This is a genomic window from Buttiauxella cochleicola, assembly GCF_021282405.1.
GTDB lineage: Bacteria > Pseudomonadota > Gammaproteobacteria > Enterobacterales > Enterobacteriaceae > Buttiauxella > Buttiauxella massiliensis.
Map to the genome: position 1 here is coordinate 49,789 of NZ_JAJSOU010000002.1, position 26,460 is coordinate 76,248.

Genomic DNA, 26,460 nt, shown 5'->3' on the forward strand with positions numbered 1-26,460 from the left:
AAGTGCAGGAAGCGGTAGATTGCGCGAGTACGGAATACTCGCGCAGGAATTTTTTACGGCAGGACTTTAGCGGAGAGGATAACTACAGGTTTTGACGGAACATTTTGGTATGGGCCGACATCATGAGTCTGGACCTGGGAGATCTTATCGGCAACGTCCATCCCTTTCACAACTTTACCAAATACTGCATAACCGAAGTCGCGCTGGCCGTGATCGAGGAAGGCGTTATCTGCCACATTGAGGAAGAACTGGCTGGTCGCGCTGTCTTTATCGGCAGTACGCGCCATGGAAATAGTACCGCGAGTGTTACGCAAGCCGTTATCGGCTTCATTTTTAATCGGTGGGTTAGGCTGCTTCTGATTCATATCTGCAGTGAAGCCGCCGCCCTGAAGCATGAAGCCCGGGATCACGCGATGGAAAATGGTGTTGTTGTAGAAACCGCTGTTAACGTAATCCACAAAGTTTTTCACAGAGACTGGGGCTTTCTGGCTATTTAACTCAAGCTCAATTTCACCCGCTGATGTGGTCAACAGGACATGTGGGTCACCTTTAGCAGCAAGTGCCGCAGGAGAGAGAGCGGTTAGAGCAAACACAGTTGCTACAGCCGCCAGAGTCGATTTGAGCATGAATAATTCCTTACGAATGCAGTGAATGAGGCAAGTTGCTAGATTGTAAAGACGCACTCAAGTATGCGCCAGCCATTTACGGTTTTTTACTTTCACACAAATCAATAAGTTAAATGAATCAATAATCAAATAACACGATTAATCGTGACGCTGGTCACCTTAAATACAAGTCGTTGCAGCAAATGAATTATAAATTGTATGAATGAGTCACGTTTTTGACTAAAATCCATTCTTCTCGAGTGCTGTCAAAGCACTTTACATTTCTATTCACAGGCTTGTCATGACTAACAGCAACCGCATTAAGCTCACATGGATCAGCTTCTTCTCCTACGCACTCACTGGTGCGTTGGTAATCGTCACCGGGATGGTGATGGGCAATATCGCCGAATACTTCCACGTCCCCGTTTCCAGCATGAGTAACACCTTTACTTTCCTGAACGCCGGCATTTTGATTTCTATCTTCCTTAATGCCTGGTTAATGGAAATCGTACCGCTCAAAACTCAACTGCGTTTTGGTTTCATCCTGATGGTGCTGGCCGTTGCCGGACTTATCTTTGGCGATAACCTGACTATCTTCTCAGTCGCGATGTTTGTACTCGGGCTGGTCAGCGGTATCACGATGTCCATTGGTACGTTCCTGATTACGCACATGTATGAAGGCCGTGAGCGTGGTTCACGCCTACTGTTTACCGACTCCTTCTTCAGTATGGCAGGGATGATCTTCCCAATGGTGGCCGCGATTCTGCTGGCTCGTAGCATCAACTGGTATTGGGTTTATGTCTGCATCGGTCTGGTTTATGTCGCTATCTTCATCCTGACCATCGGTTGTGACTTCCCGGCATTGGGTAAACACGCACCGCAACCGGAAAAAGTCGCCGAGAAAGAAAAATGGGGTGTGGGCGTACTGTTCCTGTCCATCGCAGCTTTGTGCTACATCCTCGGCCAACTGGGCTTTATCTCCTGGGTTCCGGAATATGCCAAAAGCCTGGGTATGAACCTGAATGACGCAGGCCAACTGGTCAGCGATTTCTGGATGTCTTACATGTTCGGGATGTGGGCGTTCAGCTTTATTCTGCGTTTCTTCGATTTGCAACGTATTCTGACTGTTCTGGCGGGTGCGGCGACTGTTCTGATGTACCTGTTTAACAAAAGCGAACCGGCACATCTGGCATGGTTTATTTTGGCGCTTGGCTTCTTCTCCAGTGCGATTTACACCTCTGTAATCACCCTGGGTTCATTGCAGACCAAAATCGCTTCGCCAAAACTGGTTAACTTCGTACTGACCTGCGGCACCATCGGCACCATGCTAACCTTCGTGGTCACTGGCCCGATTGTGGCTCACAGCGGCCCGCACGCGGCTCTGCAAACTTCAAACGCCTTGTACGCAGTGGTATTTATCATGTGCCTGATTCTCGGCCTGGTAACGAAACACCGCCAGCATAACGCTGCTGCTGCGCACTAAAAGCGTCGGCTTACGCTACGTTTATCCGCCCTACGCGGTTTTGTAGGGTGGATAAGCTCAAGCGTCATCCACTACTTCTCACCCACGAAACGTTATCTCTTCAGCTCCATCCAGCATCACCCAGGTTTGTGACAACTGCGTGGTCGCAATCACCTTCCCAGCGCGAATAGACCAACGCACCGGCACCTGACGGCGCACAGCATCAAAGCCATTTTCTGCCGGAAGAATAATCAGGTTCGCCGCATTCCCCTCAGCAATACCGTAATCTTTCACGCCAAAAGTGCGCGCGCTGTTATCGGTAATCAGCTTCAAACCTTCATCAATTTGCTGGTAACCCATCATCTGACAGACATGCAGCCCCATATGCAGCACCTGCAACATATTGGCTGTTCCGAGCGGATACCACGGGTCAAACACATCGTCATGACCAAAGCAGACGTTAACTCCTGCTTCTAGCAACTCTTTCACGCGAGTGACGCCCCGGCGTTTCGGGTAGTCATCAAAACGCCCTTGCAGATGAATATTCACCAGCGGGTTGGCGACAAAGTTAATGCCGGACATTTTCAACAAGCGGAACAAGCGCGAAGTATAAGCGCCGTTGTAAGAGTGCATCGCCGTGGTATGGCTGGCGGTTACGCGCTGCCCAATACCATCTCGCAGCGCCAGGGCTGCAACGGTTTCGACAAAACGCGATTGCTCATCGTCAATTTCATCGCAATGAATATCTAACGGGCGATCGTATTTCTGCGCCAGAGCGAACGCCTTGTGCAGCGATTCCACGCCGTATTCCCGGGTAAATTCAAAATGCGGGATTGCCCCAACGACGTCTGCACCCAGTTGCAACGCTTCTTCAAGCAGCGCCTCACCGTTGGGGTACGACATAATCCCTTCTTGTGGGAAAGCGACGATCTGCACTTCAATCCAGGGGGCAGCTTCTTGCTTCACTTCCAGCATAGCTTTGAGCGCCGTCAGCGTCGGATCTGAAACATCAACGTGGGTACGCACATACTGAATGCCGTTGGCGATTTGCCATTTCAGTGTTTGCCAGGCGCGTTGTTTGACGTCTTCGTGCGTCAGCAGCGCTTTGCGCTCAGCCCAACGTTCAATGCCTTCAAACAAAGTGCCTGACTGATTCCAGCTCGGTTGCCCGGCAGTCTGCGTAGTATCAAGGTGAATATGAGGCTCAATAAATGGGGGGATAGCAAGGCCGCCTCGCCCATCAAGCACCTGTTGGCTTTCGGTTTGGGTTTCACTCATTGGTTTTATGGTGCTGATGCACCCATTTTCGATGGCTATTTTCCATAAGCCTTCGCGCCCGACCAGACGCACATTTTGAATTAACTCCAACGCCAGATTGCTCATACCCACTCCTTGTTAATTAGCCGCCCCTATTTCATAGCACACAAGGCAAAATGGGGACATTTATTGTCTTCCCGCGAATAGCTAAACATTTCCGCAACTTAGAAAAACCCACTAAAATCAGCAATATACCTATTAAGAGGTATATAAAGGTGTATTTGATTTGTATCAATAATCGCCATTGCTGAATCGTTAAGGTAGGCAGTAATAGAAAAGAAATTGAGGCAATTATGAGCAAAGTCAAAATCGCAATCATCGGTAATGGCATGGTCGGCCATCGCTTTATCGAGGACTTACTTGATAAAGCCCAGCCAGGCCAATTCGACATTACTGTTTTCTGTGAAGAGCCGCGCAAAGCCTACGATCGCGTGCACCTGTCTTCCTATTTTTCCCATCATACCGCTGAAGAATTATCCCTGGTACGTGACGGCTTCTACGAGAAGCACGGTGTAAAAGTGCTGGTCGGCGAACGCGCCATCACCATTAACCGCCAGGAAAAAGTCATTCACTCGAATACTGGCCGTACCGTGTATTACGACAAACTGGTCATGGCGACCGGTTCTTATCCGTGGATCCCACCGATTAAAGGTTCTGAAACACAAGACTGTTTCGTCTACCGCACTATCGAAGATTTGAACGCTATCGAAGCCTGTGCCCGCCGCAGCAAGCGCGGTGCCGTGGTCGGTGGTGGTCTGCTGGGCCTTGAAGCCGCAGGCGCGCTGAAAAACCTCGGCGTTGAAACGCACGTTATCGAATTCGCACCAATGTTAATGGCCGAGCAACTCGACCGCATGGGCGGCGAGCAACTGCGCAATAAAATCGAAAGCATGGGCGTGCGCGTTCATACCAGCAAAAACACCCAGGAAATCGTCCAGGAAGGCACGCAGGCGCGTAAAACCATGCGCTTTGCCGACGGTACGGATCTGGAAGTCGACTTTATCGTCTTCTCAACCGGTATCCGCCCTCGCGATAAACTGGCTACCCAGTGCGGCCTGGCAACTGGTCAACGCGGCGGCATTGCGGTCAACGATACCTGCCAGACTTCTGACCCGGACATTTACGCCATCGGGGAATGCGCGAGCTGGAACAACCGCACATTCGGCCTGGTTGCACCTGGCTACAAAATGGCGCAGGTTACCGCTGACCACCTGCTCGGCTCAGAAAATGCCTTCGAAGGCGCAGATATGAGCGCCAAGCTGAAACTACTCGGCGTGGACGTTGGCGGGATTGGTGATGCGCATGGTCGCACCCCTGATTGCCGCAGCTATGTTTATCTCGACGAAAGCAAAGAAGTTTATAAGCGCCTGATTGTTAGTGCCGACAACAAAACCCTGCTCGGCGCGGTTCTGGTGGGCGACACCAGCGATTACGGCAACCTGCTGCAACTGGTTCTCAATAACATCGAGCTGCCAGAAAACCCGGATGCGCTGATTCTGCCTGCACATGCCAGTTCCGGTAAGCCAGCAATTGGTGTTGATAAACTCCCGGACAGCGCGCAAATCTGTTCCTGTTTCGATGTCACCAAAGGTCATCTGGTTAAAGCCATCAACAACGGCTGCCATACTGTCGCGGCATTGAAAGCAGAAACCAAAGCCGGCACCGGCTGTGGTGGTTGCATCCCATTGATCACTCAAGTGTTGAATGCTGAGCTGAGCAAACAAGGTATCGAAGTTAACCACAACCTGTGTGAACACTTCGCGTTTTCACGCCAGGAGCTTTATCACCTGATACGCGTTGAAGGAATTAAATCCTTCGACGAGCTATTGCAAAAGTACGGCAAAGGTTACGGCTGCGAAGTCTGTAAACCGACCGTAGGTTCTCTGCTGGCTTCTTGCTGGAACGACTATGTGCTGGCACCACAACACACACCGCTTCAGGACACCAACGACAACTTCTTGGGCAACATCCAGAAAGACGGGACTTACTCAGTCATTCCACGTTCCGCTGGCGGGGAAATTACGCCAGAAGGTCTGATGGAAGTGGGCCGTATCGCACGCGAATTCAATCTCTACACCAAAATCACCGGTTCCCAACGTATCGGCCTGTTTGGTGCGCAAAAAGATGATTTACCAGAGATCTGGCGTCAGCTGATTGAAGCCGGTTTTGAAACTGGCCACGCGTATGCGAAAGCACTGCGTATGGCTAAAACCTGTGTTGGTAGCACCTGGTGCCGTTACGGCGTTGGCGATAGCGTTGGTTTCGGTGTTGAGCTGGAAAATCGCTACAAAGGTATTCGTACCCCGCACAAAATGAAGTTTGGCGTGTCCGGTTGTACCCGTGAGTGTGCGGAAGCACAGGGTAAAGACGTCGGCATCATCGCGACTGAAAAAGGCTGGAACCTGTATGTGTGCGGTAACGGCGGTATGAAACCACGTCACGCAGATTTACTGGCCGCAGATTTAGACCGCGAAACGCTTCTCAAATATCTCGACCGTTTCATGATGTTCTACATCCGTACCGCAGACAAACTGACCCGTACCGCACCATGGCTCGACAGCCTGGAAGGCGGCATTGAGTATCTGAAACAAGTCATCATCGAAGACAAGCTGGGCCTGAACGCTCAACTTGAAGCTGAGTTAGAGCGCCTGCGCGAGAAAGTGATTTGCGAGTGGACTGAAACGGTGAATACCCCGGAAGCTCAGGTTCGCTTCAAGCACTTCATCAACAGCCCGGTGCGCGACCCGAACGTGCAAATCGTGCCTGAACGTGAGCAACATCGCCCGGCGACACCTTACGAGCGTATCCCGGTTACCCTGGTAGAAGAAGTGGAGGAAAATGTATGAGCCAGTGGACTACTGTTTGCCAGTTAAACGACATCCTGCCTGCTACCGGTGTCTGCGCGTTGGTAGGTAATGAGCAAATTGCAATTTTCCGCCCACGTAATGACGACCAGGTTTTCGCCATCAACAACATTGACCCGTTCTTCGAAGCGAGCGTGTTATCTCGTGGTCTTATCGCCGAACACCAGGGTGAACTTTGGGTCGCCAGTCCGTTGAAAAAGCAGCATTTCAGACTGCGAGACGGACTGTGCATGGAAGACGAGAGCCGCTCAATTGCGCACTACCCGGCGCGCGTTCAGGACGGACAGGTTCAGATTAAAGCTTAAAACAAGCCCTTGAGGCTTCATCGTAGAGCGGAAGACGTAAAACGCTTCCCTCTGCGATTTTTTAGATTCTCTTTTTCTTTCAATTTGTTGGGATAACAAAAATGTTCACCGATACCATTAATAAATGTGCAGCGAATGCCGCTCGCATTGCCCGATTGTCGCAAAACAACCCGCTTGGTTTCTGGATCAGCTCCGCAATGGCTGGTGCATATGTAGGCCTTGGGATCATTCTAATATTCACCCTCGGTAACCTGGTCGAGCCATCTTTGCGCCCACTAGTGATGGGAGCGACCTTCGGTATCGCCCTGACACTGGTTATCATTGCTGGCTCTGAATTATTCACCGGCCACACTATGTTCCTGACTTTTGGTGTTAAAGCAGGCACCATTTCCCACGGTCAAATGTGGGGCATTTTGCCGCAAACCTGGCTAGGTAATCTGATTGGCTCCGTGTTTGTTGCCCTGCTGTACAAATGGGGCGGCGGTAGCCTGCTGCCGTTAGACACAAGCCTGGTTCACACTGCGGCGCTGGCAAAAACTTCGGCTCCAGCCATGGTGCTGTTCTTTAAAGGTGCGTTGTGTAACTGGCTGGTTTGCCTGGCAATCTGGATGGCAGTCCGTACTGAAGGTGCTGCGAAATTCATTGCTATCTGGTGGTGCCTACTGGCATTTATCGCTTCCGGCTATGAACACTCCATCGCCAACATGACGCTGTTTGCTCTGTCCTGGTTTGGTCATCACAGCGATGCATATACTATGGCGGGAATCGGCCACAACCTGCTGTGGGTAACGCTGGGGAATACCCTTTCTGGCGTAGTATTCATGGGTCTGGGTTATTGGTATGCTACTCCGAAAGCCGAGCGTCCCCAGCCTGCGCAACTCACCGCGTCGGAGACTGCCCGCAACTAATTTCTTTTGAGGATTGAACGTGGATCACCTGCCTATATTTTGTCAATTGCAAGGTCGTGCCTGCCTACTCGTCGGTGGTGGCGATGTTGCAGAACGTAAAGCGCGTTTGTTGATGGAGGCAGGTGCACGAGTCACTGTAAATGCCCTGGATTTCTCCCCGCAATTTCATGTGTGGGTGGAACAGGGCATGATTACCCTTGTTCAGGGTGAGTTCGACGCCGCACTGCTCGATGTTTGTTGGCTGGCCATCGCCGCGACAGACAACGATGTAGTGAATCAGCAAGTCAGCGATTCGTGTGAATCCCGCCGTATTTTCTGTAACGTGGTTGATGCGCCAAAACAGGCCAGCTTCATCATGCCATCGATTATCGACCGCTCACCGTTGATGGTTGCCGTTTCTTCCGGTGGCACCTCTCCCGTTCTTGCTCGTCTGCTGCGTGAAAAACTCGAAGCTATTCTGCCGCTGCATCTGGGGAAAATTGCCTCTTATGCCGGGACGCTGCGTGGCCGGGTAAAAGCGAATTTCAAAACTATGGCCGAGCGTCGCCGCTTCTGGGAAAAATTCTTCACTAACGACCGGCTGGCACAATATCTGGCAAACGAAGACAAGCAAGCCGTCGATAAAGAAACTGAGTCGATGTTTGCCACGCCTTTAGATCATCGTGGTGAAGTTGTTTTAGTCGGCGCAGGCCCAGGAGATGCAGGGCTTTTGACACTCAAAGGGCTACAGCAAATCCAGCAGGCCGATGTGGTGGTTTATGACCGCCTGGTTTCCGACGATATCATGAACCTGGTGCGCCGTGATGCCGACCGCATATTCGTTGGTAAACGCGCGGGTTATCACTGCGTCCCGCAAGAAGAGATTAACCAGATTCTGCTGCGTGAAGCGCAAAGCGGTAAACGCGTGGTGCGTCTGAAAGGCGGCGACCCGTTTATCTTTGGGCGCGGTGGCGAAGAGTTAGAAACCCTGTGCGATGGCGGCATTCCGTTCTCCGTCGTACCAGGAATTACTGCTGCGTCGGGCTGTTCAGCTTATTCCGGCATTCCGCTAACTCACCGCGATTATGCGCAAAGCGTACGTCTCATTACCGGCCACCTGAAAACAGGTGGCGAGTTGGACTGGGAAAACCTGGCTGCAGAAAAACAGACGCTGGTGTTCTATATGGGCTTAAACCAGGCTCCTGCTATCCAGGAGAAACTGATTCAATACGGTATGTCCGCGGAAATGCCCGTAGCGTTAGTTGAAAATGGTACTGCGGTTAAACAACGCGTGGTCAGCGGAATATTAAGTGAGCTTGGTGAATTATCGACGCAGGTTGAAAGCCCGGCCTTAATTATTGTCGGCCGAGTTGTTGCATTGCGCGATAAGTTGAACTGGTTCTCGAATCATTAATTTTTATTTAAGATAACAAAAAGGCTTGCCCGAGTATTCTCGCCAAGCCTTTTTGTTTATAAGCAGTTAATTAATTTACCAATCATCATAAGCAATATTTATTTCATGCAATAACGTGTCTGATTTCAGACTTAGTAATACCATTAGTAAACCCTATAATTAACCACCTTTTTGAAAGGTCATTACATATACCAAAAACAATTCGAGTTGCACAAAGGCGGCAAGTGCGCGAATCCCGATGAGCTTACCCTGGTAAGTGATTCGGATAGGTAAACGCAGCCAACGCATATGCAGCTTGAAGTATGACGGGTATAAAAATAATTAATGATAGGGAATATCAATGAACAAGTTCGTAAAAGCTGCTTCTGCACTAGCTGTCCTGGCTCTGTTGTCTGGTTGTACAGGTCACATTGAGAACAAAGATAAATCTTGTGGTTATGATTATTTACTGCACCCAGCAATTTCTATTTCAAAAATTATTGGCGGCTGCGGCCCAGCATCTCCACAATAATAATTCAGAAGCAAATATAAAAACCGCCCAAATATAAGGGCGGTTTTTTTTATTATTAGACAGCTACGATGTCCTCCCCATTAAGAGAGTAAACGAGCCATAAGTCATTAAGGCTGTGCGACAAACCCAATCACTTCATAGACTTTCTTCAGCGTAACGCTGGCATGTGAACGCGCTTTTTCAGCACCATCTTTCATCACTTGCTGCAAATAAGCTTCATCATTACGGAAATTGTGATAACGCTCCTGCAATTCAGTCAACATACCAGATACGGCATCAGCAACTTCACCTTTCAGGTGGCCATACATTTTGCCTTCGAACTGCTGCTCAAGTTCAGGGATAGGCTTACCAGTAACAGCAGAAAGAATATCCAACATATTGGAAACCCCTGCTTTATTCACCGGATCGTAACGCACAACAGGTGGCTCGTCCGAGTCAGTTACCGCGCGTTTGATTTTCTTCACGACCGATTTCGGGTCTTCCAACAGGCCGATAACGTTATTACGGTTATCATCTGATTTAGACATTTTCTTGGTCGGCTCAAGCAGAGACATCACGCGCGCGCCTGATTTAGGAATAAACGGCTCAGGCACTTTAAACACGTCGCCATACAGCGCATTGAAACGTGCTGCGATATCACGACTCAGTTCCAGGTGTTGTTTTTGATCGTCACCAACCGGCACCAGATTGGTCTGGTACAGCAAAATATCTGCTGCCATCAATACCGGGTAATCAAACAGGCCGGCATTAATGTTTTCAGAATAACGAGAAGACTTGTCTTTAAACTGAGTCATACGGCTCAGCTCACCAAAATAGGTGTAGCAGTTCAGAGCCCAGCCCAACTGTGCATGTTCTGGCACGTGAGACTGTACAAAGATGGTGCTTTTAGCCGGGTCGATACCACAAGCCAAGTACAGAGCTAACGTATCGAGTGTCCGGCTACGCAATTGCGTTGCATCCTGACGCGCGGTGATCGCGTGTAGGTCAACGATGCAGTAAATGCAGTGGTAATCATCTTGCATGTTGACCCACTGACGCAGCGCACCCATGTAGTTACCAATGGTCAATTCACCTGATGGCTGCGCGCCACTAAAGACGATGGGCTTGCTCATGTTCTTATTCCTGATGTTCTTTGTTAGAGAGCCCTAATGCGGGCAGTAAATCGTTGAAATGGTCAAACACGTAATCGGGTTTGCTCAACTCGATGGACTCACCATAGTTATAACCGTAAGTCAGGCCAATGGAACAGCATCCAGCCGCTTGAGCGGCGAGAATATCGTTGCGGGAGTCACCAACAAAAAGCAGTTCTTCCGCGCTAAGATTCAACTCTTCCATCACTTTATGCAGCGCTTCGGGATGCGGTTTTTTGTTTTCCACATCATCGCCACCAATTATGACTTTGAAGTATTGCGCGATGCCCAATCTTTCCAGCATTGGTAAGACAAACGGTGTCGGCTTGTTAGTTACCAGCCCCATCGGCAAGCCTTTTTCGGCCAAAACAGCCAATGTATTAGCGACTTCCGGGAACAAGAAGCTGCCCTCTTCTGCTGTTTGCGCATAGTAGGCGTCAAACAGTTTACGAGCAATGCTGCATCGATCGGCTTCAGGCTCTTCACCTTTGAGCGCCCAGGTCAATGCGCGCTTAACCAGTACATCAGCACCGTTGCCGATCCACTTTTCAACTTTGTCTTCACCCGCGGTCGGCAACTCCAGCGCATAAAGCGCCTGATCCATTGCCTGCGTCAGACCCAATGCTGTGTCGACCAGTGTACCGTCTAAATCAAAGGCGATACCGCGAATTTTACTTAACTTATCCATGACTTACCTTTGCTAACTCACTACGCATACGATCAATAACGGCTTTGTAATCTGGCTGACTGAAAATCGCCGAACCGGCAACAAACATATCAGCACCTGCCGCAGCAATTTCAGCAATATTGTCTACTTTCACGCCACCATCCACTTCCAGGCGAATGTCATAGCCAGAAGCATCAATGCGCTCACGTACCTGACGCAGTTTTTCCAGCGTATGTGGAATAAATGATTGTCCGCCAAAACCTGGGTTAACAGACATCAGCAAAATGACATCGAGTTTGTCCATGACGTGATCAAGCCAACTCAGCGACGTTGCTGGGTTAAGCACCAGGCCTGCTTTACAGCCGTGCTCTTTGATCAGTTGCAGGGAACGGTCAACATGCTCTGACGCTTCCGGGTGGAAGGTAATGATGTTGGCACCGGCCGCGGCGAAATCCGGAATAATGCGATCAACAGGCTTCACCATCAGATGCACATCAATAGGGGCAGTAATACCGTAATCACGCAGCGCTTTTAACACCATAGGACCAATGGTGAGATTAGGAACGTAATGGTTATCCATAACATCGAAATGGACGACATCCGCACCTGCAGCCAGCACCGCAGCCGTGTCTTCACCCAGGCGGGCAAAATCGGCTGAGAGGATTGAGGGGGCAATCAAAAACTGTTTCATCCGCTTCTCCAATAGCAAATCAAAAAAGACCGCGGACGAAACGTCTTAGGCACTGACTTTATACAGCGCCAGCAGTTCGTCCACCTTGTTACGTGTTCCACCATTCCGGCTAATGCTGCGACGCACCTGCACGACATGCAGTTTTGCCTGGTGATACCACAACCGGGTGAGTTCCGTATCATGGTTAGAAATCAGCACCGGAATGCGATTTCCTTGCAAATTTTCGGCTAACTGCGCGAGATGTTGCTGCTGCACAGCGTTAAAGCTATCGGTGTGATACGCCGTAAAATTAGCCGTTGCAGACAAAGGCGCGTAGGGAGGGTCGCAATAAACAACAGATCCCGCACTGACATTTGCCATGCTGACATCGTACGACTGACACAAGAATATGGCGTTTTGTGCTCGTTCGGCAAAATGATACAACTCTTCTTCAGGAAAGTAGGGTTTGATGTAACGGCCAAACGGGACATTGAATTCACCACGTAGGTTATAACGACACAGGCCGTTGTAACAATGGCGGTTCAGATATAAAAACAGCAGTGCACGACGAAACTCATCTTTGCACTGGTTAAATTCGGTACGATTGAGATAGAACGCCTGCTCATCGTTTTGCTCGGCAGTAAAGAGTTTACGTGACTCCTGAACATACTCATCCGTGCGGGTTTTGACGATGTTATAGAGGTTAATCAGATCGCTATTAATATCTGCGAGGATGTAACGAGAGTATTCAGTATTCAGAAAGACTGAGCCGGCACCAACAAACGGCTCAATCAGACAATCACCTTTCGGCAGATACTTTTTAATGTCTTCAAGCAGGGGGTATTTCCCCCCCGCCCATTTCAGAAAAGCGCGATTTTTTTTCATGCTGCCTAACTATTTACACCTTTTCCTGCTGTGGAAAGGTTCCAACAGCGGCTGCGCTTGTTCATCACTTCAGATCAGACTGAACCTGATGGATAGGTTTTGCCCATGGGTTCTTGGCCTGCACATCGGCTGGTAATGTTGCAACGGCACGTTTTGCCTCATCTTTGTTGGCATAAATACCGCTAACCAACACATACCACGGCTGACCATTTCGCACAGTCTGGTAAACCATATAGTGCTGCAGGTTCTCTTTCTTCGCCCAGGCATTCAGGTTTGCTGAGTTAGAAGAGGAGCTGAGCTGCAAGGTATAATGGCTTCCCGGAGCACCTTTGATTGCACCTGCATCACCCGCGACAGCGCCAGTTGCGGCCGTTGCAGGAGCAGCTTCTGCGGCTTTCGTTACCGGGGCTGCTGCAGTTTGAGTAGCAGCAGCTTTAGGTGCCGCAGCACTGACTGGTGCTTTAGCTGGTGCAGTCGCTGTTGGCGCAGGAGCTGTAACAGGCTCACTACGTTTTGCCGTAGCTACCGGTTTTGGTTCCGCTTTCACCGCTGGTTGTTTTACAGGCTGAGCCTTGTGCTGGGACTCAATCACGACAGTTTTACGTTCCTGACGCGGAGCTGCTTGTTTCTCTGGCTCTGATTTCACTACCGCACGCGGAGCTGTAGTTGCACCCGCAACTGCCGCAACAGTAGCCGGTGCTGTTGGCAATGTTGAGCTATTAACTGCATTGTCAATCTGGCCGGACTGTTGAGTCAGTGCATTATTCAGGTCGCCCGGAACTTCAACACGCTGTTGTCCCTGTGGCGCAGGTTGAGTTTGCGCATCAGACGGCGTTGAAGAAATTGCAGGAAGAGTCACTTCTTGCGGGTTACCTGCGGTTTCGGTCTGATTAGCAGCAGAGGTGTTGCCTGGCTGCGGTTGTGCGCCATTAGCCTGGTCAGCAGCAGCGCCGGACAAGTCGATATTCTTTTCAGCGTTCGGATTGTTATTCGCTGTTTCAGTATCAGTAGAAGGGGCCTTCAGGGCCGAACCAATTCCGATGATTAGCAGCAACAGTACAAGAATACCAATGCCCATCATCAGGTGCTGGCGGGAGACCGGAACTTTCTGTTTAGCGGATTTTTTGCGGGTACGCGCCGGGCGACGTTCTTCTGCATCAACTTGCAGATCATCGTCGTTTTCATACTCTTCTTCATCACGAGCACGACGGGTACGCGCTGGACGAGGCTCATCAGAGTCTAATTCAACATCATCGACATTGATTTGCGGCTCATTATCGCGCTCATCAGATTTACGGTTACGGCCTGAACGACGATCGCTGGGATCGGGTTTCAGCTCGTCTTCCGGTTTAAATTCATCCATTTAACACCCCACTCAAAGGCTTGTGCCAGCAATTCAAAGTCAGCACATCGCCCGAAGTTAAAAATCGCCTGACTTCAGCGACCGAAATTTCTAATAATTAAGCCTGCTGACAATCAGCAATGGCGGACAAAACGATATCGTGTGGAACTCCGCCACGCATTTCACTCTTCCCGATTGCCAGCGGCAGCACTAAGCGCAGCTCACCAGCCAAAACTTTTTTGTCACGCATCATGTGGGGCATATACGCGGCAGCAGACATTTCTTTCGGCCCAGTAACTGGCAGCCCGGCACGTTGCAGCAATTTAATAACGCGCTGCACATCTGCCTCACTGAAGTTCCCTAAACGCTGAGCTGTTCGTGCCGCCATAACCATACCTGCGGAAACAGCTTCACCGTGTAGCCAATTGCCATAGCCCATTTCTGCTTCTATAGCGTGACCAAAGGTGTGGCCCAAATTCAGTAAAGCACGTAAGCCACTTTCGCGCTCGTCAGCGGCAACAACTTCTGCTTTCAGCTCACAACAACGACGAATACACCAGGCCATTGCTTTACCATCCAGCGCAAGCAATGCATCCAGGTTTTCTTCAAGCCAGTTAAAGAAATCGCCGTCGAGAATAATTCCGTACTTAATGACTTCTGCCAGACCAGATGCCAACTCCCGAGCAGGTAAAGTATTTAGACAGTCGAGATCCACCACTACCGAAGCAGGTTGGTAGAACGCGCCAATCATATTTTTACCGAGGGGGTGGTTAACGGCTGTTTTACCGCCAACAGAAGAGTCCACTTGCGAAAGCAAAGTGGTTGGAACTTGAATAAAGCGCACGCCGCGTTGATAACTCGCCGCGGCAAAGCCAGTCAGGTCACCGACGACACCACCGCCCAAGGCAATGAGTGTCGTATCACGACCATGTGGCTTTTCAAGCAACGCAGTAAAGACAGTGTCTAATACAGCGAGACTCTTAAATTGTTCGCCATCCGGAAGGATGACGGAATCGACTTTAACGCCCGCTTGCTCCAGCACGCCACGCACCTTATCCAGGTAGAGCGGCGCCAGGGTTTCATTGGTCACCAGCATCGTCTGGTCGCCAGCTTTCAGCGGCCCAAAAGATGCCGAGTCACTAAATAACCCAGCAGCAATGGTGATAGGGTAACTACGTTCCCCGAGAGTGACTGTTAACCTCTCCATAACGCGAAGTCCACCTTGATGTTGCTTAGCCCGCAGGCGTTTTTTTCGATTAAGCCAGAATCAGTTGCTTTCCAACATATTAATAATCTGGTTAGCAACCACTTTGGCACTTTGGTCGTCAGTGCGAATCGTCACATCAGCAATCTCTTCATAAAGAGGATTGCGTTCCTGAGCTAAGGCTTCAAGAACTTCACGCGGTGGAGTCTCAACTTGCAGTAGTGGGCGTTTTTTATCACGCTGCGTACGAGCGAGCTGTTTTTCAATTGTGGTTTCAAGATACACCACAACTCCACGGGCTGAGAGACGGTTACGGGTCTCACGAGATTTTACAGAACCGCCGCCAGTTGCCAGCACAATGCCCTGTTTTTCAGTGAGTTCGTTGATGATTTTTTCTTCGCGATCGCGGAAGCCGTCTTCGCCTTCAACGTCGAATACCCAGCCCACATCAGCTCCGGTACGTTTCTCAATCTCTTGATCAGAATCGAAAAATTCCATATTGAGTTGCTGAGCTAACTGACGCCCAATAGTGCTTTTGCCGGCACCCATAGGCCCAACCAGAAAGATATTGCGTTTCTCTGCCATTTTTTCGGTACTACTAAGACAATTCGTTGATGATAAACCCGCCCTGTTACAACCAGGTGCAGCGGGACATGAACTGAAACCTCATAAGCGATAGTGCGAGAGTCAGACTGAAAATTATCTCAATACTCAAGGTGGTTTGGCAACCGATTATATTCCCCAGCCTTCTTATGAAGAAGAAAATGCATAAATCGGGGTTATCTGTCACAAGACTTGAGCAACCAGCCTCTCGAAACGGTACACCTTGTAAGCTAATTCCTCTCTGCCGTCAAACACCTGGGCAACGTTTCAAAGAAAAACTGCACGATGAGGAAAGAAAACACTACGAAACAGGGATAAGTCGAGGGGTAATAAATACCACTAATTCACGGCGTTGATGATTTTTTGCATCATGGCGAAACAGGCTGCCCACAATAGGTATTGAGCCAAGCAAAGGGACGCTGTCGCTACTGTCAGTGTTGTGTTGCTGGAAGATCCCACCAAGGGCAAGGGTTTCGCCATTTTTCACCGCAACAACAGTTTCAATTTCTTGCTTGTCAATCGCCAGAACTTCGCCATCAGATTGCTGAATGCTACGGCCAGGCATGTTCTGGCTGATGCGCAATTTTAGACGAATATTGCCATCTGACTGAATAGTGGGCGTCACTTCCATCCCCAGAACAGCTTCTTTAAACTCGATTGCAGTTGCCCCGCTCTCGCCACTGGATACCTGATAAGGGATCTCCGTACCTTGCTTGATGCTGGCAGGCTGTTGATGTGCCGCCATCAGGCGCGGGCTGGCAATGATTTCAAGCTGTTGCTGTTGTTCCAGAGCAGACAATTCAAGCTCCAACAGTCGGCCATCTATTCGAGCGATATTAAAACCGACCTTTGTAGTAGCGTTCTTGACGGAAAGATCGGCTGAAAAACCTGTGGTCTGATGAAGCTTACTTTCCCCTTTTTGCTCGGCAGTAGACCACTTCACGCCAAGTTCACGTAACTTATCCTGGTTAATAGTGACGATATGGGCTGAAATTTCTACTTGCCCGATTGGCAAATCCATTTCTTTCACCCAGTCAGCAATCTGTTTGAGCACTGTCTTATTATCACGCACAATCAGCCGGTTAGTGCGTTTGTCAGCCGTGATATTACCCTGAGCACTCAATAACTTATTTCCACCAGATTTTAGTGATGTCGATAAATCTTCAACATCGGCATGATGAGGAGTGAAGACCTGGTAGAACATCGGTTGATCAAGTGCCTGCTGTTTTCGTTGCTCCATCGCTTGCGCTTGTTGCTCACGTAAGCGAGCCTTCGGAAAAATCTGTATTACATTTCCTTCACGCTGCTGGCTAAGCTCCGCACTATTCAATACCAATTCAAATGCTTGCTTCCACGGTACGTCAATCAAGTTAAGCGAAAGAACTCCATCCACGCCAGGAGCAACCATAAGGTTAACGTTTTGGTTTTCAGCTAATGCCTGCAAAACCTGGGTTACCGGCGCGTTATCGAGGACCAGAGAAATACCTTTACCAGCCTGGCTGGAGAGAGGCAGAGCCAACACCAGAAGAAATACCCGCATCCATGGCATATGTTTTTCCTTTTATTTCCCAACGATAAGAAGAGGGTTTGCAGGCAGGATTAACCCTCGCCACCACATACCCCATCCCGACATTTTCAATGCGAACATCGGGAAATAGCTCTTTATCAACTTTGATTCGCTGCCCGATACCTTGTGGACTGAGCATCAGCGCAGTATTCGCAGTGGGCGAACTGATTACTCCCTGTAATACCCAGGCCGCCAGTTGCACGGTCAGTTTTTCACAAGGAGAAATATGCTGCTGAAAGGGGTTTGGAGGCATCGCACTCACGGTTGAAATGACCATGAATCCTACCCAAAAAATGTTACGCTCCATCTGAAAACTCCATTTTTATCACAAACTTGAGTAAGTCACCTTGTTCAGTAATGGTGAAAGAGTGCCCCGATACCACTCGATATTCTGCAAGCCTGGTAAATAAACCCGGTAGCTCTTCCCATGGCAAAAGAATTTCCAGTGTTCCCTCCTTATTTTCAGGCTGCCACTTCAGCAACTTCCCCCTTGATTCCCCAACGAACTCCGCCACAGAAAATACCCGTAAATTAGATGGACGCATGTGCAGTTCAGAGGGTGAAACTTGAAGGACTTTGCGTTGCAACTCAGCAATGCGTTGAGTTGTCTGCTTGTTGTCCACTTCCAGCTGAGAAAAATGAGAATGATGTGGCCGTATCAAACTCACCCAGGCAACAACGCTGACTAAGCCCGTTACGACGACAATCATCGCCACACGCCTCCAGCCTGGCCCACTCAGCCAGCGTTCAATTAACCAGGGCATTTGCCACCTCAGATATCGTTAAGGTGAAAACAAAACCAAAACCGCCCTGTGCTTCGCGCTGGACCGCACCTGTCCGAACTGTAGAAACACCTTCAAGATGAGCAAGTTCCTTTTCCAGCCCCTGTAAATCTTCAAGAAGGTTGGTGCGTCCCTTTACTATCAATTGCCCTTTTTGCAGTGTTAGGGAAGACAGCCAGGCCCCACCTGGCATAAAGCTAGCGATATGGATCAAACGTTTTTCCCAAATCCGAATAGCTTTTTGCTGCTCTTCACGAATGCGCTGCAAACGCAGTATTTCTTGGTTCTGCTTTTGTAAAACCAGCCGCTGCTGATAGAGATGCTGCAATGCTGATTGCATGCTTGTCAGGTGGTCGTTTCGTGCCTGCTGTAGGCGAATTTCCCATACGGTGAACTGCAGCGCGCCCATTACAAGCAACGGCACAAGCACCAAAATCAGGCTGAATAACAGGCTCCAGCGGCGTACACGTTGCTGGCGCTGTATCTGACGCCAGGGTAGTAAATTAATCAGGCGCATCAGCTGAATACTCTACCTATCGCCAGCGCTATCGCGACCGTAAACTCAGCGCCATTACGCGGTAATGGTGGCTGTAAACGGGAAAATGCTCGCCAGGCATCCAAAGATAAAATCTTCGCCGGTACTGGTGACGATTGCGCAAGGCTCAATGCAACCAACTCAGGCTCGGTTTTTAATTGCTGACACAAGTCGAAAATTGTTGGCACCGCGTTGGTATCACTCCATCCCCAACGTGGCACAGGCTCGGTAGAAGCCCACAGCCAATGGCCCTGTTCTTGATGAACCAGGTACTGATATTTCTCCAGACGACACGGAGAAACGAGTGCCGGCAATGCGCTGGCTCCGGGGGTTAGTGTCGTGGGATAGAGCCTTATCGCGGCCAGACTTTTGAGCAACGCAGCAACATCTGTCTGGCGCGCAGCTACTATCAAATGTGGGTCAGCAACATCTTGTGACGGTAAATAATCCCAACACAATTGAGCCGATGTCATTTGCAACTGACGGGCAGTTGCTGAGGCGATATAAGCTTCTCTTGCTGGTTCAGACAAACGTTTATCGGGAGCCGGGACCGGGCGTTGTAATGTCCGTGACACAGGAAAAGAGATGCGTATCTGGTGACGTAGAGGTAACTCTTTTCGCCACTCCACCAGTGCTTTAGTCAGCGCTTCAGTATTCATTATTAGCCCATCGCTGAAGGTGCCTTCAGGCAATGGCAATTGCCACCAATGCCGAAGTTGCCACCCTTGCCGTTGGCGCTGAACAGCCACAACACGAATGCTTTCGCGTTGAATATCCATGCCAATTTGCCAGGTTGTGAATACCATGTTTACGATCTCCTTATCGCCGGTTACGGAAAATGCCATACCAATGCCACTGGCTTGCCTTTATACTACCGCGCGGTTGTTTATAAACTGCCCAATGGAAACGTAATGGGAAATTTAAGGTGAAGTTCGTAAAGTATTTATTCATCCTTGCAGTATGTTGCATTCTGCTGGGAGCAGGCTCGATCTTCGGGCTCTACAAATTTATTGAGCCGCAGTTGCCTGATGTCGCCACGCTGAAAGATGTGCGACTGCAAATTCCAATGCAGGTTTATACAGCTGATGGCGAGTTAATCGCGCAATACGGTGAAAAGCGCCGTATTCCGGTTACGCTCGATCAAATTCCGCCGGTGATGGTGAAAGCATTTATTGCGACTGAAGACAGCCGTTTTTACGAACACCACGGTGTCGATCCGGTTGGGATCTTCCGTGCCGCCAGCGTGGCACTGTTTTCTGGTCATGCATCGCAGGGCGCAAGTACTATCACCCAACAGTTGGCACGTAACTTCTTCTTAAGTCCTGAACGCACGCTGACGCGTAAGATAAAAGAAGTGTTCCTGGCAATTCGTATTGAGCAGTTGCTGACCAAAGACGAAATCCTAGAACTGTACCTCAACAAGATTTATCTCGGTTACCGCGCTTATGGCGTGGGTGCTGCAGCACAAGTCTATTTTGGTAAGTCAGTTGATGAATTGAGCCTGAGTGAAATAGCGGTTATTGCCGGTTTGCCAAAGGCACCGTCAACCTTTAACCCGCTTTACTCGCTTGATCGTGCAACTTCCCGTCGTAATGTGGTGTTATCACGTATGTTGAGTGAGAACTACATCACTCAGGCGCAATACGATGAAGCGCGGAATCAGCCAATAGATGCGAACTACCACGCACCGGAAATCGCGTTCTCCTCACCTTACCTGTCTGAGTTAGTCCGCCAGGACATGGTTGCTAAGTATGGTGAGAAGGCCTATGAAGATGGTTATAAGGTTTACACCACCATCACTCGCAAAACGCAGGAAGCCGCGCAACAAGCCGTACGTAACAACGTAATGGCCTATGACATGCGCCACGGCTATCGCGGCCCATCAAACGTGTTGTGGAAAGTAGGTGAAACACCGTGGGACAAAACGAAGATTGTCGATTCGCTAAAGAATCTACCGGCCTACGGCCCGCTTTTCCCTGCTGTGATTACAGAAGCATCACCGAATGAAGCTACCGCATTGTTGGCGGATGGCAGCGCCGTTTCCATCAATATGGACGGTATGCGCTGGGCGCGCCCTTATCGTTCAGATACTGCACAGGGCCCAACGCCACGAAAAGTGACCGATGTGGTGCAATCCGGGCAGCAAATATGGGTGCGTAAAGTCGATGATAATTGGTGGCTTGGACAAGTCCCGGATGTGAACTCCGCCCTGGTTTCCATCAACCCACATGATGGTGCTGTAGTCGCACTCGTCGGTGGCTTTGATTTCAACCAGAGCAAGTTCAACCGCGCAACGCAGGCATTACGTCAGGTTGGCTCCAACATCAAACCATTCCTCTACACAGCGGCAATGGATAAAGGTTTGACGCTGGCGAGCGTGCTCAACGATGTGCCAATTTCGCGCTGGGATGCCGGTGCGGGTTCCGACTGGCGCCCGAAAAACTCCCCGCCAGAATATGCCGGACCAATAAGATTGCGTCAGGGTCTTGGTCAGTCGAAAAACGTGGTAATGGTGCGTGCGATGCGCGCTATGGGCGTGGATTATGCGGCTGAATACCTGCAACGCTTTGGCTTCCCTGCGCAAAACATCGTGCATACCGAATCGCTGGCATTAGGCTCGGCATCCTTCACACCAATGCAAGTCGCGCGTGGTTACTCGGTGATGGCTAACGGTGGCTTCCTGGTTGACCCGTATTACATCTCTAAAATTGAGAATGAAATCGGTGGCACAATCTTTGAAGCGAAGCCGAAAGTAGCTTGCCCGGATTGTGATATCCCGGTGATTTATGGTGAAACGCAGAAGTCTAACGTGCTGGAAAATCAGAACGTAGAAGACGTAGCGCAGTCTGAGGAAAAACAGAATGTTAGCGTTCCGATGCCGAAGCTTGAACAAGCGAATAACGAGTTGGTTGCGCAGAGCAGCCCGCCTGAATACGCGCCACATGTTATCAACACCCCACTGGCTTTCCTGATTAAGAGTGCGTTGAACTCAAACATCTATGGCGAACCAGGTTGGCAAGGTACTGGCTGGCGTGCAGGGCGTGATTTGAAACGCAATGATATCGGCGGCAAAACCGGTACGACAAACAGTTCGAAAGATGCATGGTTCTCAGGCTACGGACCGGGCGTGGTGACTTCTGTCTGGATTGGCTTTGATGATCATCGTCGCGATCTTGGACGTACATCAGCATCAGGTGCGATTAAAGATCAAATCTCAGGTTATGAAGGTGGGGCGAAGAGTGCTCAACCAGCCTGGGATGAGTTTATGAAAGCCGCACTGGAAGGTGTTCCGGAAGAGCCGTTAACGCCGCCACCAGGCATTGTTACGGTCAATATCGATCGCAGCACCGGGCAACTTGCCAATGGCGGGAATAGCCGTCCTGAATTCTTTATTGAAGGTACCCAACCGACGCAGCAGGCTGTGCATGAAGTCGGGACTACGATAATTGATAACGGCGAGACCCACGAGCTGTTCTAGGTAGTGATAAAGCCCGTTTCACCTTGAAACGGGCTTTAAGAGAAAAGTTACAAACGCCCCTGCTCTTTCAACCATTCACGCACGAGGAAAAGCGCACTCACATTCCGCGCTTCGCTAAAATCTTCCTCGTTAAGCAGATCAAGCATTGATTCTATCGGCCAAAGCACTTGCGGTAGTTCTTCTGGCTCATCACCTTCCAGAGATTCTGGATAGAGATTTTCAGCAATCACGATGTTCATTTTGCTGGAGAAATAGGATGGTGCCATCGTCAATTTTTTCAAAAATGTCAGCTGATTAGCTCCGAAGCCAACCTCTTCTTTCAACTCGCGGTTCGCTGCTTCAAAGACCGTCTCGCCCGGGTCAATTAACCCTTTAGAGAAGCCAAGTTCATATGATTCCGTGCCAACCGCGTATTCGCGAATCAAAATCAAATGGTTATCAACGATAGGGACTATCATTACAGCTTCGCGGGCAGATGGGCGCATGCGCTCATAGACTCGGCGCACACCGTTGCTGAACTCCAGGTCCACCGTTTCGACATTAAACAGCCGTGAACGAGCCACTGTTTCAACATGTAAAATGGTCGGTTTTTGTAATGGTTTGCTCATCGTTGCAGGGCTAACAGTAAATACAGGTGCTCCATTGTGCGTTATGCCACATATCTCACGCAACGGACATTAGTTATTATTTACATTTTTGCAACTTTAGGTGATTTTTCAAGACCTCCGTCACGTGTCAATAGACGACAAATGAAATAGGAATTTGCTGATATTTCTCGTAAAGTCGCTTTGCTAACATTATGTTACAGCAGGCTATACATACAAAAATGCCTCAAGATTGAGGCCGTACCTGCCGATAACGTTTTTTACACCCAGATGCTGTAAAGGGTGCAACTTGCTGCGTTTTAATAAGAAAACGAGTGTTTGATGGGGAAGGCATGAGCACCTTATTACTTCTTTTAGCTGCTATGCTGGCCTGCATCTTAATTGCGGGGTGGCTTATCTGGCGCAGCCTGCGTTTACGCGCTCGTGCTTCACAAGCCCAATCGTTTAGCGGTGCAACTTCGCGCAAGTTGACCACAGACGAACGCAGCGCCGTTGAAAACTATATTGAATCATTAGACCGCACGCAGGATATCGTGGGGCCTTCAGGTGCCAGTGCTGCACCGACAAAACTAGTATTAAATTCCCTGAGCAACACAGCACTTGCTCTCACACGCTCCATCACCCGCTATGGCTTATCAACTGACGACCCGAATAAGTGGCGCTATTACCTTGATTCAGTAGAGGTACATCTTCCGCCATTCTGGGAACAGTACATTACTAACGATAACTACGTTGAGTTGATTCGTACTGAAACCATGCCGTTGGTTATCTCCCTTAACGGGCACACCCTTATCGACTACAGCAGCGAAAATCGTGGTTTTGCACTGGAACAAACTCCTCATAGTCAGGCCTCTATTCGTGGCGAAGAAAGCGAACAGATAGAGCTGCTCAATATCCGCCAGGAAACGCCCGAAGAGTATGCACTGAGCCGCCCCGATGGGTTACGCGAAGCCATTCTTATTTGTGTCGCCTTTGTAATGCTGTTTTTGTGCCTGGTTACGCCTGCAGTTGTGTTGCCGTGGTTAGTCGGTGGTGCATTTATGCTACTGGCTGCGAGCCTTTGGGGCCTATTTGCGCCTCCGGCAAAGAATGCGCTGCGTGAGGTCCACTGTTTACGTGGGACACCTAAGCGCTGGGGGCTTTTTGGGGAATCGAATCAGGATCAGGTTAACAATATCTCTTTGGGGATAATTGATCTGATCTACCCTGCGCACTGGCAACCTTATGTTGCTCAGGACCTGGGGCAAAAAACCGATATTGATATTTATCTCGACAGGCATGTTATTCGCCAGGGTCGATTCCTGTCACTGCATGACGAAGTACGCAACTTCCCTATTCAGCATTGGGTTCGCAATCTGGTGATTGCCATTGGAAGCCTGGCCGTTTTAATCATGCTGACAATTTGGGTGCCGCTGGAGATGCCTTTAAAACTGAGTATCTCCAAGCTAAAAGGCGCGCAAACTATAGAAGCGACCACCGTAGCTGACCTCGATAAAACGACGCTTCGTGTTGGTGATACGCTGAAAGTAAACGGTACTGGCATGTGCAATATCCACACGCCTAGTAATTATACCAATCGACAATCTTATCCGTTTACCCCCTTCGACTGTTCGCAAATCATCTGGAATAACGCACAGGCGTTGCCGTTGCCTGAATCCGATATTATGGATAAAGCCACAGCACTAACTCAGGCGGTGAGTGGGCAAATTCATCCGCAAACCAGTGATGATTCAAAAGTTAACCCGCAGCTACGCAGCGCTATTCAGAAATCAGGCATGGTGTTGTTGGATGATTTCGCCGGTATTGTGCTGAAAACACAGGCACTATGTACCGCAGAAGATGAATGTGTGCGCCTGAAAAATGCGCTGGTCAATCTGGGTAATACCAAGGATTGGGATACGCTGACTAAGAAGGCAGATTCAGGAAAACTCACAGGCGTAAATGTTCTGCTGCGACCGGTCAGTGCCGAGTCACTAGATAACCTGGTCACCACCTCGACAGCGCCGTTCTTTATTCGTGAAACAGCACGCGCAGCACAGTCTCTGAACAGTCCTGCTCCTGCTGGATATGTGATTATTAGCGATGAAGGAAGTGATCTCGTAGACCAGCCTTTGCCACCGGTTCCGTTGTATGACATTCCGGCCCAGGAGCAGTGGAGTGAATTCCAACGCCTGGCAGATATGCTGCTTAAAACACCGTTTAGTGCCGAGGGCATTATTACCGGCATCTACCAGGATGCTAACGGTACGCAGCACATCACCCTGCATAAAATCCCGGATAGCAGCAGCATGTGGCGCTACATCAGTACTACACTGTTGCTTATCGGCATGATTGCCTGTCTGCTCATTAACGGCGTGCTGGCGATTCGCCGCTATCGCCGCAGCCGCAATCGCCTGGCGCAAATCCAGCAGTACTACGATAACTGTATAAATCCATCGTTAACCACGATCTCCGCTGTACGCCCGCTGTTCTAAACGTCACGCGGCAGGTTGTGCTAACCTGTCGCGCAGTTTCCTCTAATCAGGTCCGAACCTATGCATATTGATATTGCCTGGCAGGATGTCGATACCGTATTGCTCGATATGGACGGCACATTGCTGGATCTCGCGTTCGATAGCCACTTCTGGCAAAAATTGGTGCCAGAAACAGTCAGTGAGCAAAGGAACATTCCACTGGATGAAGCCCATCAGTTGATCGCCCGCGAATATCACGCCGTACAACATACGCTAAACTGGTACTGCCTGGATTTCTGGAGTGAGCGTCTTGGCCTGGACATTTGTGCCATGACTACAGCTCAGGGGCCAAACGCGGTGATACGTGAAGATACGGTCCCGTTCCTTGATGCCCTAAAATCCTGTGGCAAACGTCGTATTTTACTGACGAATGCTCACCCACATAATCTGGCTGTCAAACTTGAGCACACTGGTTTAGCTCAGCACCTTGATTTATTGCTTTCCACCCACACATTTGGTTATCCGAAAGAAGATCAGCGGTTGTGGCAAGCCGTTGCCGAGCATACCGGGCTGGAACCCGCCAGAACGCTATTTATTGACGATAGCGAAGCTATTCTGGATTCCGCCGCGAAGTTTGGTATTCGTTATTGCCTGGGCGTAACCAATCCCGATTCTGGCCAGGCTGACAAAACTTATCAGCACCATCCGGCATTGAACGACTATCGCCGACTACTCCCGAAGTTGATATCTAAGGAGTCGTGATGAAAGAAAAATCGTCTGAAGGTGTGCGTCTCGACAAATGGCTGTGGGCTGCACGTTTTTATAAAACGCGTGCTATTGCCCGGGAAATGGTTGAAGGCGGTAAGGTGCATTACAACGGGCAACGCAGCAAACCGAGTAAAATCGTTGAGCTGAATGCCATGCTGACGCTACGTCAGGGCAATGACGAAAAAACCGTTAAAGTGCTGGCGCTAACTGAACAGCGCCGCCCGGCCACCGATGCCTCGCAGCTTTATGAAGAGACAGCAGAAAGTATCACTAAGCGGGAAAAAGTAGCGCTGGCACGCAAAATGAACGCGCTGACCATGCCCCACCCCGACCGACGCCCGGATAAAAAAGAGCGTCGTGATTTGATGAAATTTAAACACGGTGGCAACGAATAAAAGATGTCATC

Annotated in this window: 25 protein-coding genes; 10 read left to right on the forward strand and 15 right to left on the reverse strand. The window is 49.7% G+C overall.

What is annotated here, in order from left to right:
- Positions 1-53: 53 nt before the first annotated feature.
- Complete coding sequence (ppiA, locus tag LVQ79_RS02535) at positions 54-626, reverse strand: peptidylprolyl isomerase A (protein WP_064514292.1); 573 nt, start codon at positions 624-626, stop codon at positions 54-56.
- 280 nt (positions 627-906) lie between these two features.
- Between ppiA and tsgA the strand changes: the two genes are divergently transcribed.
- Positions 907-2,088, forward strand: coding sequence for an MFS transporter TsgA (tsgA, locus tag LVQ79_RS02540; RefSeq protein ID WP_151993651.1), 1,182 nt, complete (start codon positions 907-909; stop codon positions 2,086-2,088).
- 78 nt (positions 2,089-2,166) lie between these two features.
- Here the strand turns inward: tsgA and LVQ79_RS02545 are convergent, their stop codons facing one another.
- Positions 2,167-3,450: a cytosine deaminase gene (locus LVQ79_RS02545; protein WP_232863779.1), complete on the reverse strand. Its 1,284-nt coding sequence runs from the start codon at positions 3,448-3,450 to the stop codon at positions 2,167-2,169.
- A gap of 227 nt (positions 3,451-3,677) precedes the next feature.
- On the opposite strand from LVQ79_RS02545, the gene nirB reads away from it, so the two are divergent.
- From nirB to LVQ79_RS02570, 5 genes are all read left to right on the forward strand, one after another.
- Positions 3,678-6,230: a nitrite reductase large subunit NirB gene (gene nirB / locus LVQ79_RS02550; RefSeq protein WP_232863780.1), complete on the forward strand. Its 2,553-nt coding sequence runs from the start codon at positions 3,678-3,680 to the stop codon at positions 6,228-6,230.
- Positions 6,227-6,553, forward strand: coding sequence for a nitrite reductase small subunit NirD (gene nirD / locus LVQ79_RS02555; RefSeq protein WP_064514301.1), 327 nt, complete (start codon positions 6,227-6,229; stop codon positions 6,551-6,553). Before nirB ends, nirD begins: the two co-directional genes overlap by 4 nt.
- A 101-nt stretch (positions 6,554-6,654) precedes the next feature.
- Positions 6,655-7,461: a nitrite transporter NirC gene (gene nirC / locus LVQ79_RS02560; RefSeq protein ID WP_151993655.1), complete on the forward strand. Its 807-nt coding sequence runs from the start codon at positions 6,655-6,657 to the stop codon at positions 7,459-7,461.
- Positions 7,462-7,480: 19 nt separating this feature from the next.
- Entirely contained in the window at positions 7,481-8,854 is a 1,374-nt protein-coding gene (gene cysG / locus LVQ79_RS02565) for a siroheme synthase CysG (protein ID WP_232863781.1), read from the forward strand.
- A 340-nt stretch (positions 8,855-9,194) separates the two neighbouring features.
- On the forward strand, positions 9,195-9,365 hold the full coding sequence (locus LVQ79_RS02570) for a DUF4223 family protein (RefSeq protein ID WP_151993657.1): 171 nt from the start codon (positions 9,195-9,197) through the stop codon (positions 9,363-9,365).
- Positions 9,366-9,472: 107 nt separating this feature from the next.
- On the opposite strand, the gene trpS is transcribed toward LVQ79_RS02570, so the two are convergent.
- The 12 genes from trpS to pilM form a co-directional block, all read right to left on the reverse strand.
- Entirely contained in the window at positions 9,473-10,477 is a 1,005-nt protein-coding gene (gene trpS / locus LVQ79_RS02575) for a tryptophan--tRNA ligase (RefSeq protein WP_232863782.1), read from the reverse strand.
- 4 nt (positions 10,478-10,481) lie between these two features.
- Entirely contained in the window at positions 10,482-11,183 is a 702-nt protein-coding gene (locus LVQ79_RS02580; RefSeq protein WP_232863783.1) for a phosphoglycolate phosphatase, read from the reverse strand.
- On the reverse strand, positions 11,176-11,853 hold the full coding sequence (gene rpe, locus LVQ79_RS02585; RefSeq protein ID WP_232863784.1) for a ribulose-phosphate 3-epimerase: 678 nt from the start codon (positions 11,851-11,853) through the stop codon (positions 11,176-11,178). Before rpe ends, LVQ79_RS02580 begins: the two co-directional genes overlap by 8 nt.
- A gap of 45 nt (positions 11,854-11,898) precedes the next feature.
- Positions 11,899-12,717, reverse strand: coding sequence for an adenine-specific DNA-methyltransferase (gene dam / locus LVQ79_RS02590; RefSeq protein ID WP_232863785.1), 819 nt, complete (start codon positions 12,715-12,717; stop codon positions 11,899-11,901).
- Positions 12,718-12,781: 64 nt separating this feature from the next.
- On the reverse strand, positions 12,782-14,080 hold the full coding sequence (gene damX, locus LVQ79_RS02595; RefSeq protein WP_232863786.1) for a cell division protein DamX: 1,299 nt from the start codon (positions 14,078-14,080) through the stop codon (positions 12,782-12,784).
- A 97-nt stretch (positions 14,081-14,177) separates the two neighbouring features.
- Positions 14,178-15,266, reverse strand: a complete 1,089-nt coding sequence (gene aroB / locus LVQ79_RS02600) for a 3-dehydroquinate synthase (protein WP_034460277.1) — start codon at positions 15,264-15,266, stop codon at positions 14,178-14,180.
- A 60-nt stretch (positions 15,267-15,326) separates the two neighbouring features.
- On the reverse strand, positions 15,327-15,848 hold the full coding sequence (aroK, locus tag LVQ79_RS02605) for a shikimate kinase AroK (RefSeq protein WP_034460280.1): 522 nt from the start codon (positions 15,846-15,848) through the stop codon (positions 15,327-15,329).
- 319 nt (positions 15,849-16,167) lie between these two features.
- Positions 16,168-17,415 (reverse strand): DNA uptake porin HofQ, encoded by a 1,248-nt coding sequence (hofQ, locus tag LVQ79_RS02610; RefSeq protein ID WP_370639825.1) that lies wholly within the window; start codon positions 17,413-17,415, stop codon positions 16,168-16,170.
- Positions 17,354-17,740, reverse strand: coding sequence for a hypothetical protein (locus tag LVQ79_RS02615; RefSeq protein WP_232863788.1), 387 nt, complete (start codon positions 17,738-17,740; stop codon positions 17,354-17,356). The genes hofQ and LVQ79_RS02615 overlap by 62 nt, the downstream gene beginning before the upstream one ends.
- Complete coding sequence (locus LVQ79_RS02620) at positions 17,730-18,143, reverse strand: HofO family protein (RefSeq protein ID WP_232863789.1); 414 nt, start codon at positions 18,141-18,143, stop codon at positions 17,730-17,732. The genes LVQ79_RS02615 and LVQ79_RS02620 overlap by 11 nt, the downstream gene beginning before the upstream one ends.
- A 37-nt stretch (positions 18,144-18,180) precedes the next feature.
- Positions 18,181-18,732: a PilN domain-containing protein gene (locus LVQ79_RS02625; RefSeq protein ID WP_232863790.1), complete on the reverse strand. Its 552-nt coding sequence runs from the start codon at positions 18,730-18,732 to the stop codon at positions 18,181-18,183.
- On the reverse strand, positions 18,732-19,556 hold the full coding sequence (pilM, locus tag LVQ79_RS02630) for a type IV pilus biogenesis protein PilM (RefSeq protein ID WP_232863791.1): 825 nt from the start codon (positions 19,554-19,556) through the stop codon (positions 18,732-18,734). The genes LVQ79_RS02625 and pilM overlap by 1 nt, the downstream gene beginning before the upstream one ends.
- Positions 19,557-19,675: 119 nt before the next feature.
- On the opposite strand from pilM, the gene mrcA reads away from it, so the two are divergent.
- Positions 19,676-22,228, forward strand: a complete 2,553-nt coding sequence (mrcA, locus tag LVQ79_RS02635; protein ID WP_232863792.1) for a peptidoglycan glycosyltransferase/peptidoglycan DD-transpeptidase MrcA — start codon at positions 19,676-19,678, stop codon at positions 22,226-22,228.
- 47 nt (positions 22,229-22,275) lie between these two features.
- On the opposite strand, the gene nudE is transcribed toward mrcA, so the two are convergent.
- Positions 22,276-22,836, reverse strand: a complete 561-nt coding sequence (nudE, locus tag LVQ79_RS02640) for an ADP compounds hydrolase NudE (protein WP_134185664.1) — start codon at positions 22,834-22,836, stop codon at positions 22,276-22,278.
- A gap of 329 nt (positions 22,837-23,165) precedes the next feature.
- On the opposite strand from nudE, the gene LVQ79_RS02645 reads away from it, so the two are divergent.
- Genes LVQ79_RS02645 through hslR form a run of 3 tightly spaced genes read left to right on the forward strand, consistent with a single transcriptional unit; the run spans position 23,166 to position 26,449 of the window.
- Positions 23,166-25,307 carry an intracellular growth attenuator family protein gene (locus LVQ79_RS02645; protein ID WP_232863794.1) on the forward strand — a complete coding sequence of 714 codons (2,142 nt, stop codon included), beginning with the start codon at positions 23,166-23,168 and terminating at the stop codon, positions 25,305-25,307.
- A gap of 60 nt (positions 25,308-25,367) precedes the next feature.
- On the forward strand, positions 25,368-26,048 hold the full coding sequence (gene yrfG, locus LVQ79_RS02650) for a GMP/IMP nucleotidase (protein ID WP_151993670.1): 681 nt from the start codon (positions 25,368-25,370) through the stop codon (positions 26,046-26,048).
- Positions 26,048-26,449 (forward strand): ribosome-associated heat shock protein Hsp15, encoded by a 402-nt coding sequence (gene hslR / locus LVQ79_RS02655; RefSeq protein ID WP_064514338.1) that lies wholly within the window; start codon positions 26,048-26,050, stop codon positions 26,447-26,449. The genes yrfG and hslR overlap by 1 nt, the downstream gene beginning before the upstream one ends.
- Positions 26,450-26,460 lie beyond the last annotated feature (11 nt).

What these genes read in the sequence shown, in the direction of transcription:
- ppiA (WP_064514292.1), bottom strand. Translation starts at nt 626, where the DNA reads ATGCTCAAATCGACTCTGGCGGCTGTAGCAACTGTGTTTGCTCTAACC.
- tsgA (WP_151993651.1), top strand. Translation starts at nt 907, where the DNA reads ATGACTAACAGCAACCGCATTAAGCTCACATGGATCAGCTTCTTCTCC.
- LVQ79_RS02545 (WP_232863779.1), bottom strand. Translation starts at nt 3,450, where the DNA reads ATGAGCAATCTGGCGTTGGAGTTAATTCAAAATGTGCGTCTGGTCGGG.
- nirB (WP_232863780.1), top strand. Translation starts at nt 3,678, where the DNA reads ATGAGCAAAGTCAAAATCGCAATCATCGGTAATGGCATGGTCGGCCAT.
- nirD (WP_064514301.1), top strand. Translation starts at nt 6,227, where the DNA reads ATGAGCCAGTGGACTACTGTTTGCCAGTTAAACGACATCCTGCCTGCT.
- nirC (WP_151993655.1), top strand. Translation starts at nt 6,655, where the DNA reads ATGTTCACCGATACCATTAATAAATGTGCAGCGAATGCCGCTCGCATT.
- LVQ79_RS02570 (WP_151993657.1), top strand. Translation starts at nt 9,195, where the DNA reads ATGAACAAGTTCGTAAAAGCTGCTTCTGCACTAGCTGTCCTGGCTCTG.
- trpS (WP_232863782.1), bottom strand. Translation starts at nt 10,477, where the DNA reads ATGAGCAAGCCCATCGTCTTTAGTGGCGCGCAGCCATCAGGTGAATTG.
- LVQ79_RS02580 (WP_232863783.1), bottom strand. Translation starts at nt 11,183, where the DNA reads ATGGATAAGTTAAGTAAAATTCGCGGTATCGCCTTTGATTTAGACGGT.
- rpe (WP_232863784.1), bottom strand. Translation starts at nt 11,853, where the DNA reads ATGAAACAGTTTTTGATTGCCCCCTCAATCCTCTCAGCCGATTTTGCC.
- dam (WP_232863785.1), bottom strand. Translation starts at nt 12,717, where the DNA reads ATGAAAAAAAATCGCGCTTTTCTGAAATGGGCGGGGGGGAAATACCCC.
- damX (WP_232863786.1), bottom strand. Translation starts at nt 14,080, where the DNA reads ATGGATGAATTTAAACCGGAAGACGAGCTGAAACCCGATCCCAGCGAT.
- aroB (WP_034460277.1), bottom strand. Translation starts at nt 15,266, where the DNA reads ATGGAGAGGTTAACAGTCACTCTCGGGGAACGTAGTTACCCTATCACC.
- aroK (WP_034460280.1), bottom strand. Translation starts at nt 15,848, where the DNA reads ATGGCAGAGAAACGCAATATCTTTCTGGTTGGGCCTATGGGTGCCGGC.
- hofQ (WP_370639825.1), bottom strand. Translation starts at nt 17,415, where the DNA reads ATGCCATGGATGCGGGTATTTCTTCTGGTGTTGGCTCTGCCTCTCTCC.
- LVQ79_RS02615 (WP_232863788.1), bottom strand. Translation starts at nt 17,740, where the DNA reads ATGGAGCGTAACATTTTTTGGGTAGGATTCATGGTCATTTCAACCGTG.
- LVQ79_RS02620 (WP_232863789.1), bottom strand. Translation starts at nt 18,143, where the DNA reads ATGATTGTCGTCGTAACGGGCTTAGTCAGCGTTGTTGCCTGGGTGAGT.
- LVQ79_RS02625 (WP_232863790.1), bottom strand. Translation starts at nt 18,732, where the DNA reads ATGCGCCTGATTAATTTACTACCCTGGCGTCAGATACAGCGCCAGCAA.
- pilM (WP_232863791.1), bottom strand. Translation starts at nt 19,556, where the DNA reads ATGGTATTCACAACCTGGCAAATTGGCATGGATATTCAACGCGAAAGC.
- nudE (WP_134185664.1), bottom strand. Translation starts at nt 22,836, where the DNA reads ATGAGCAAACCATTACAAAAACCGACCATTTTACATGTTGAAACAGTG.
- LVQ79_RS02645 (WP_232863794.1), top strand. Translation starts at nt 23,166, where the DNA reads ATGAGCACCTTATTACTTCTTTTAGCTGCTATGCTGGCCTGCATCTTA.
- yrfG (WP_151993670.1), top strand. Translation starts at nt 25,368, where the DNA reads ATGCATATTGATATTGCCTGGCAGGATGTCGATACCGTATTGCTCGAT.
- hslR (WP_064514338.1), top strand. Translation starts at nt 26,048, where the DNA reads ATGAAAGAAAAATCGTCTGAAGGTGTGCGTCTCGACAAATGGCTGTGG.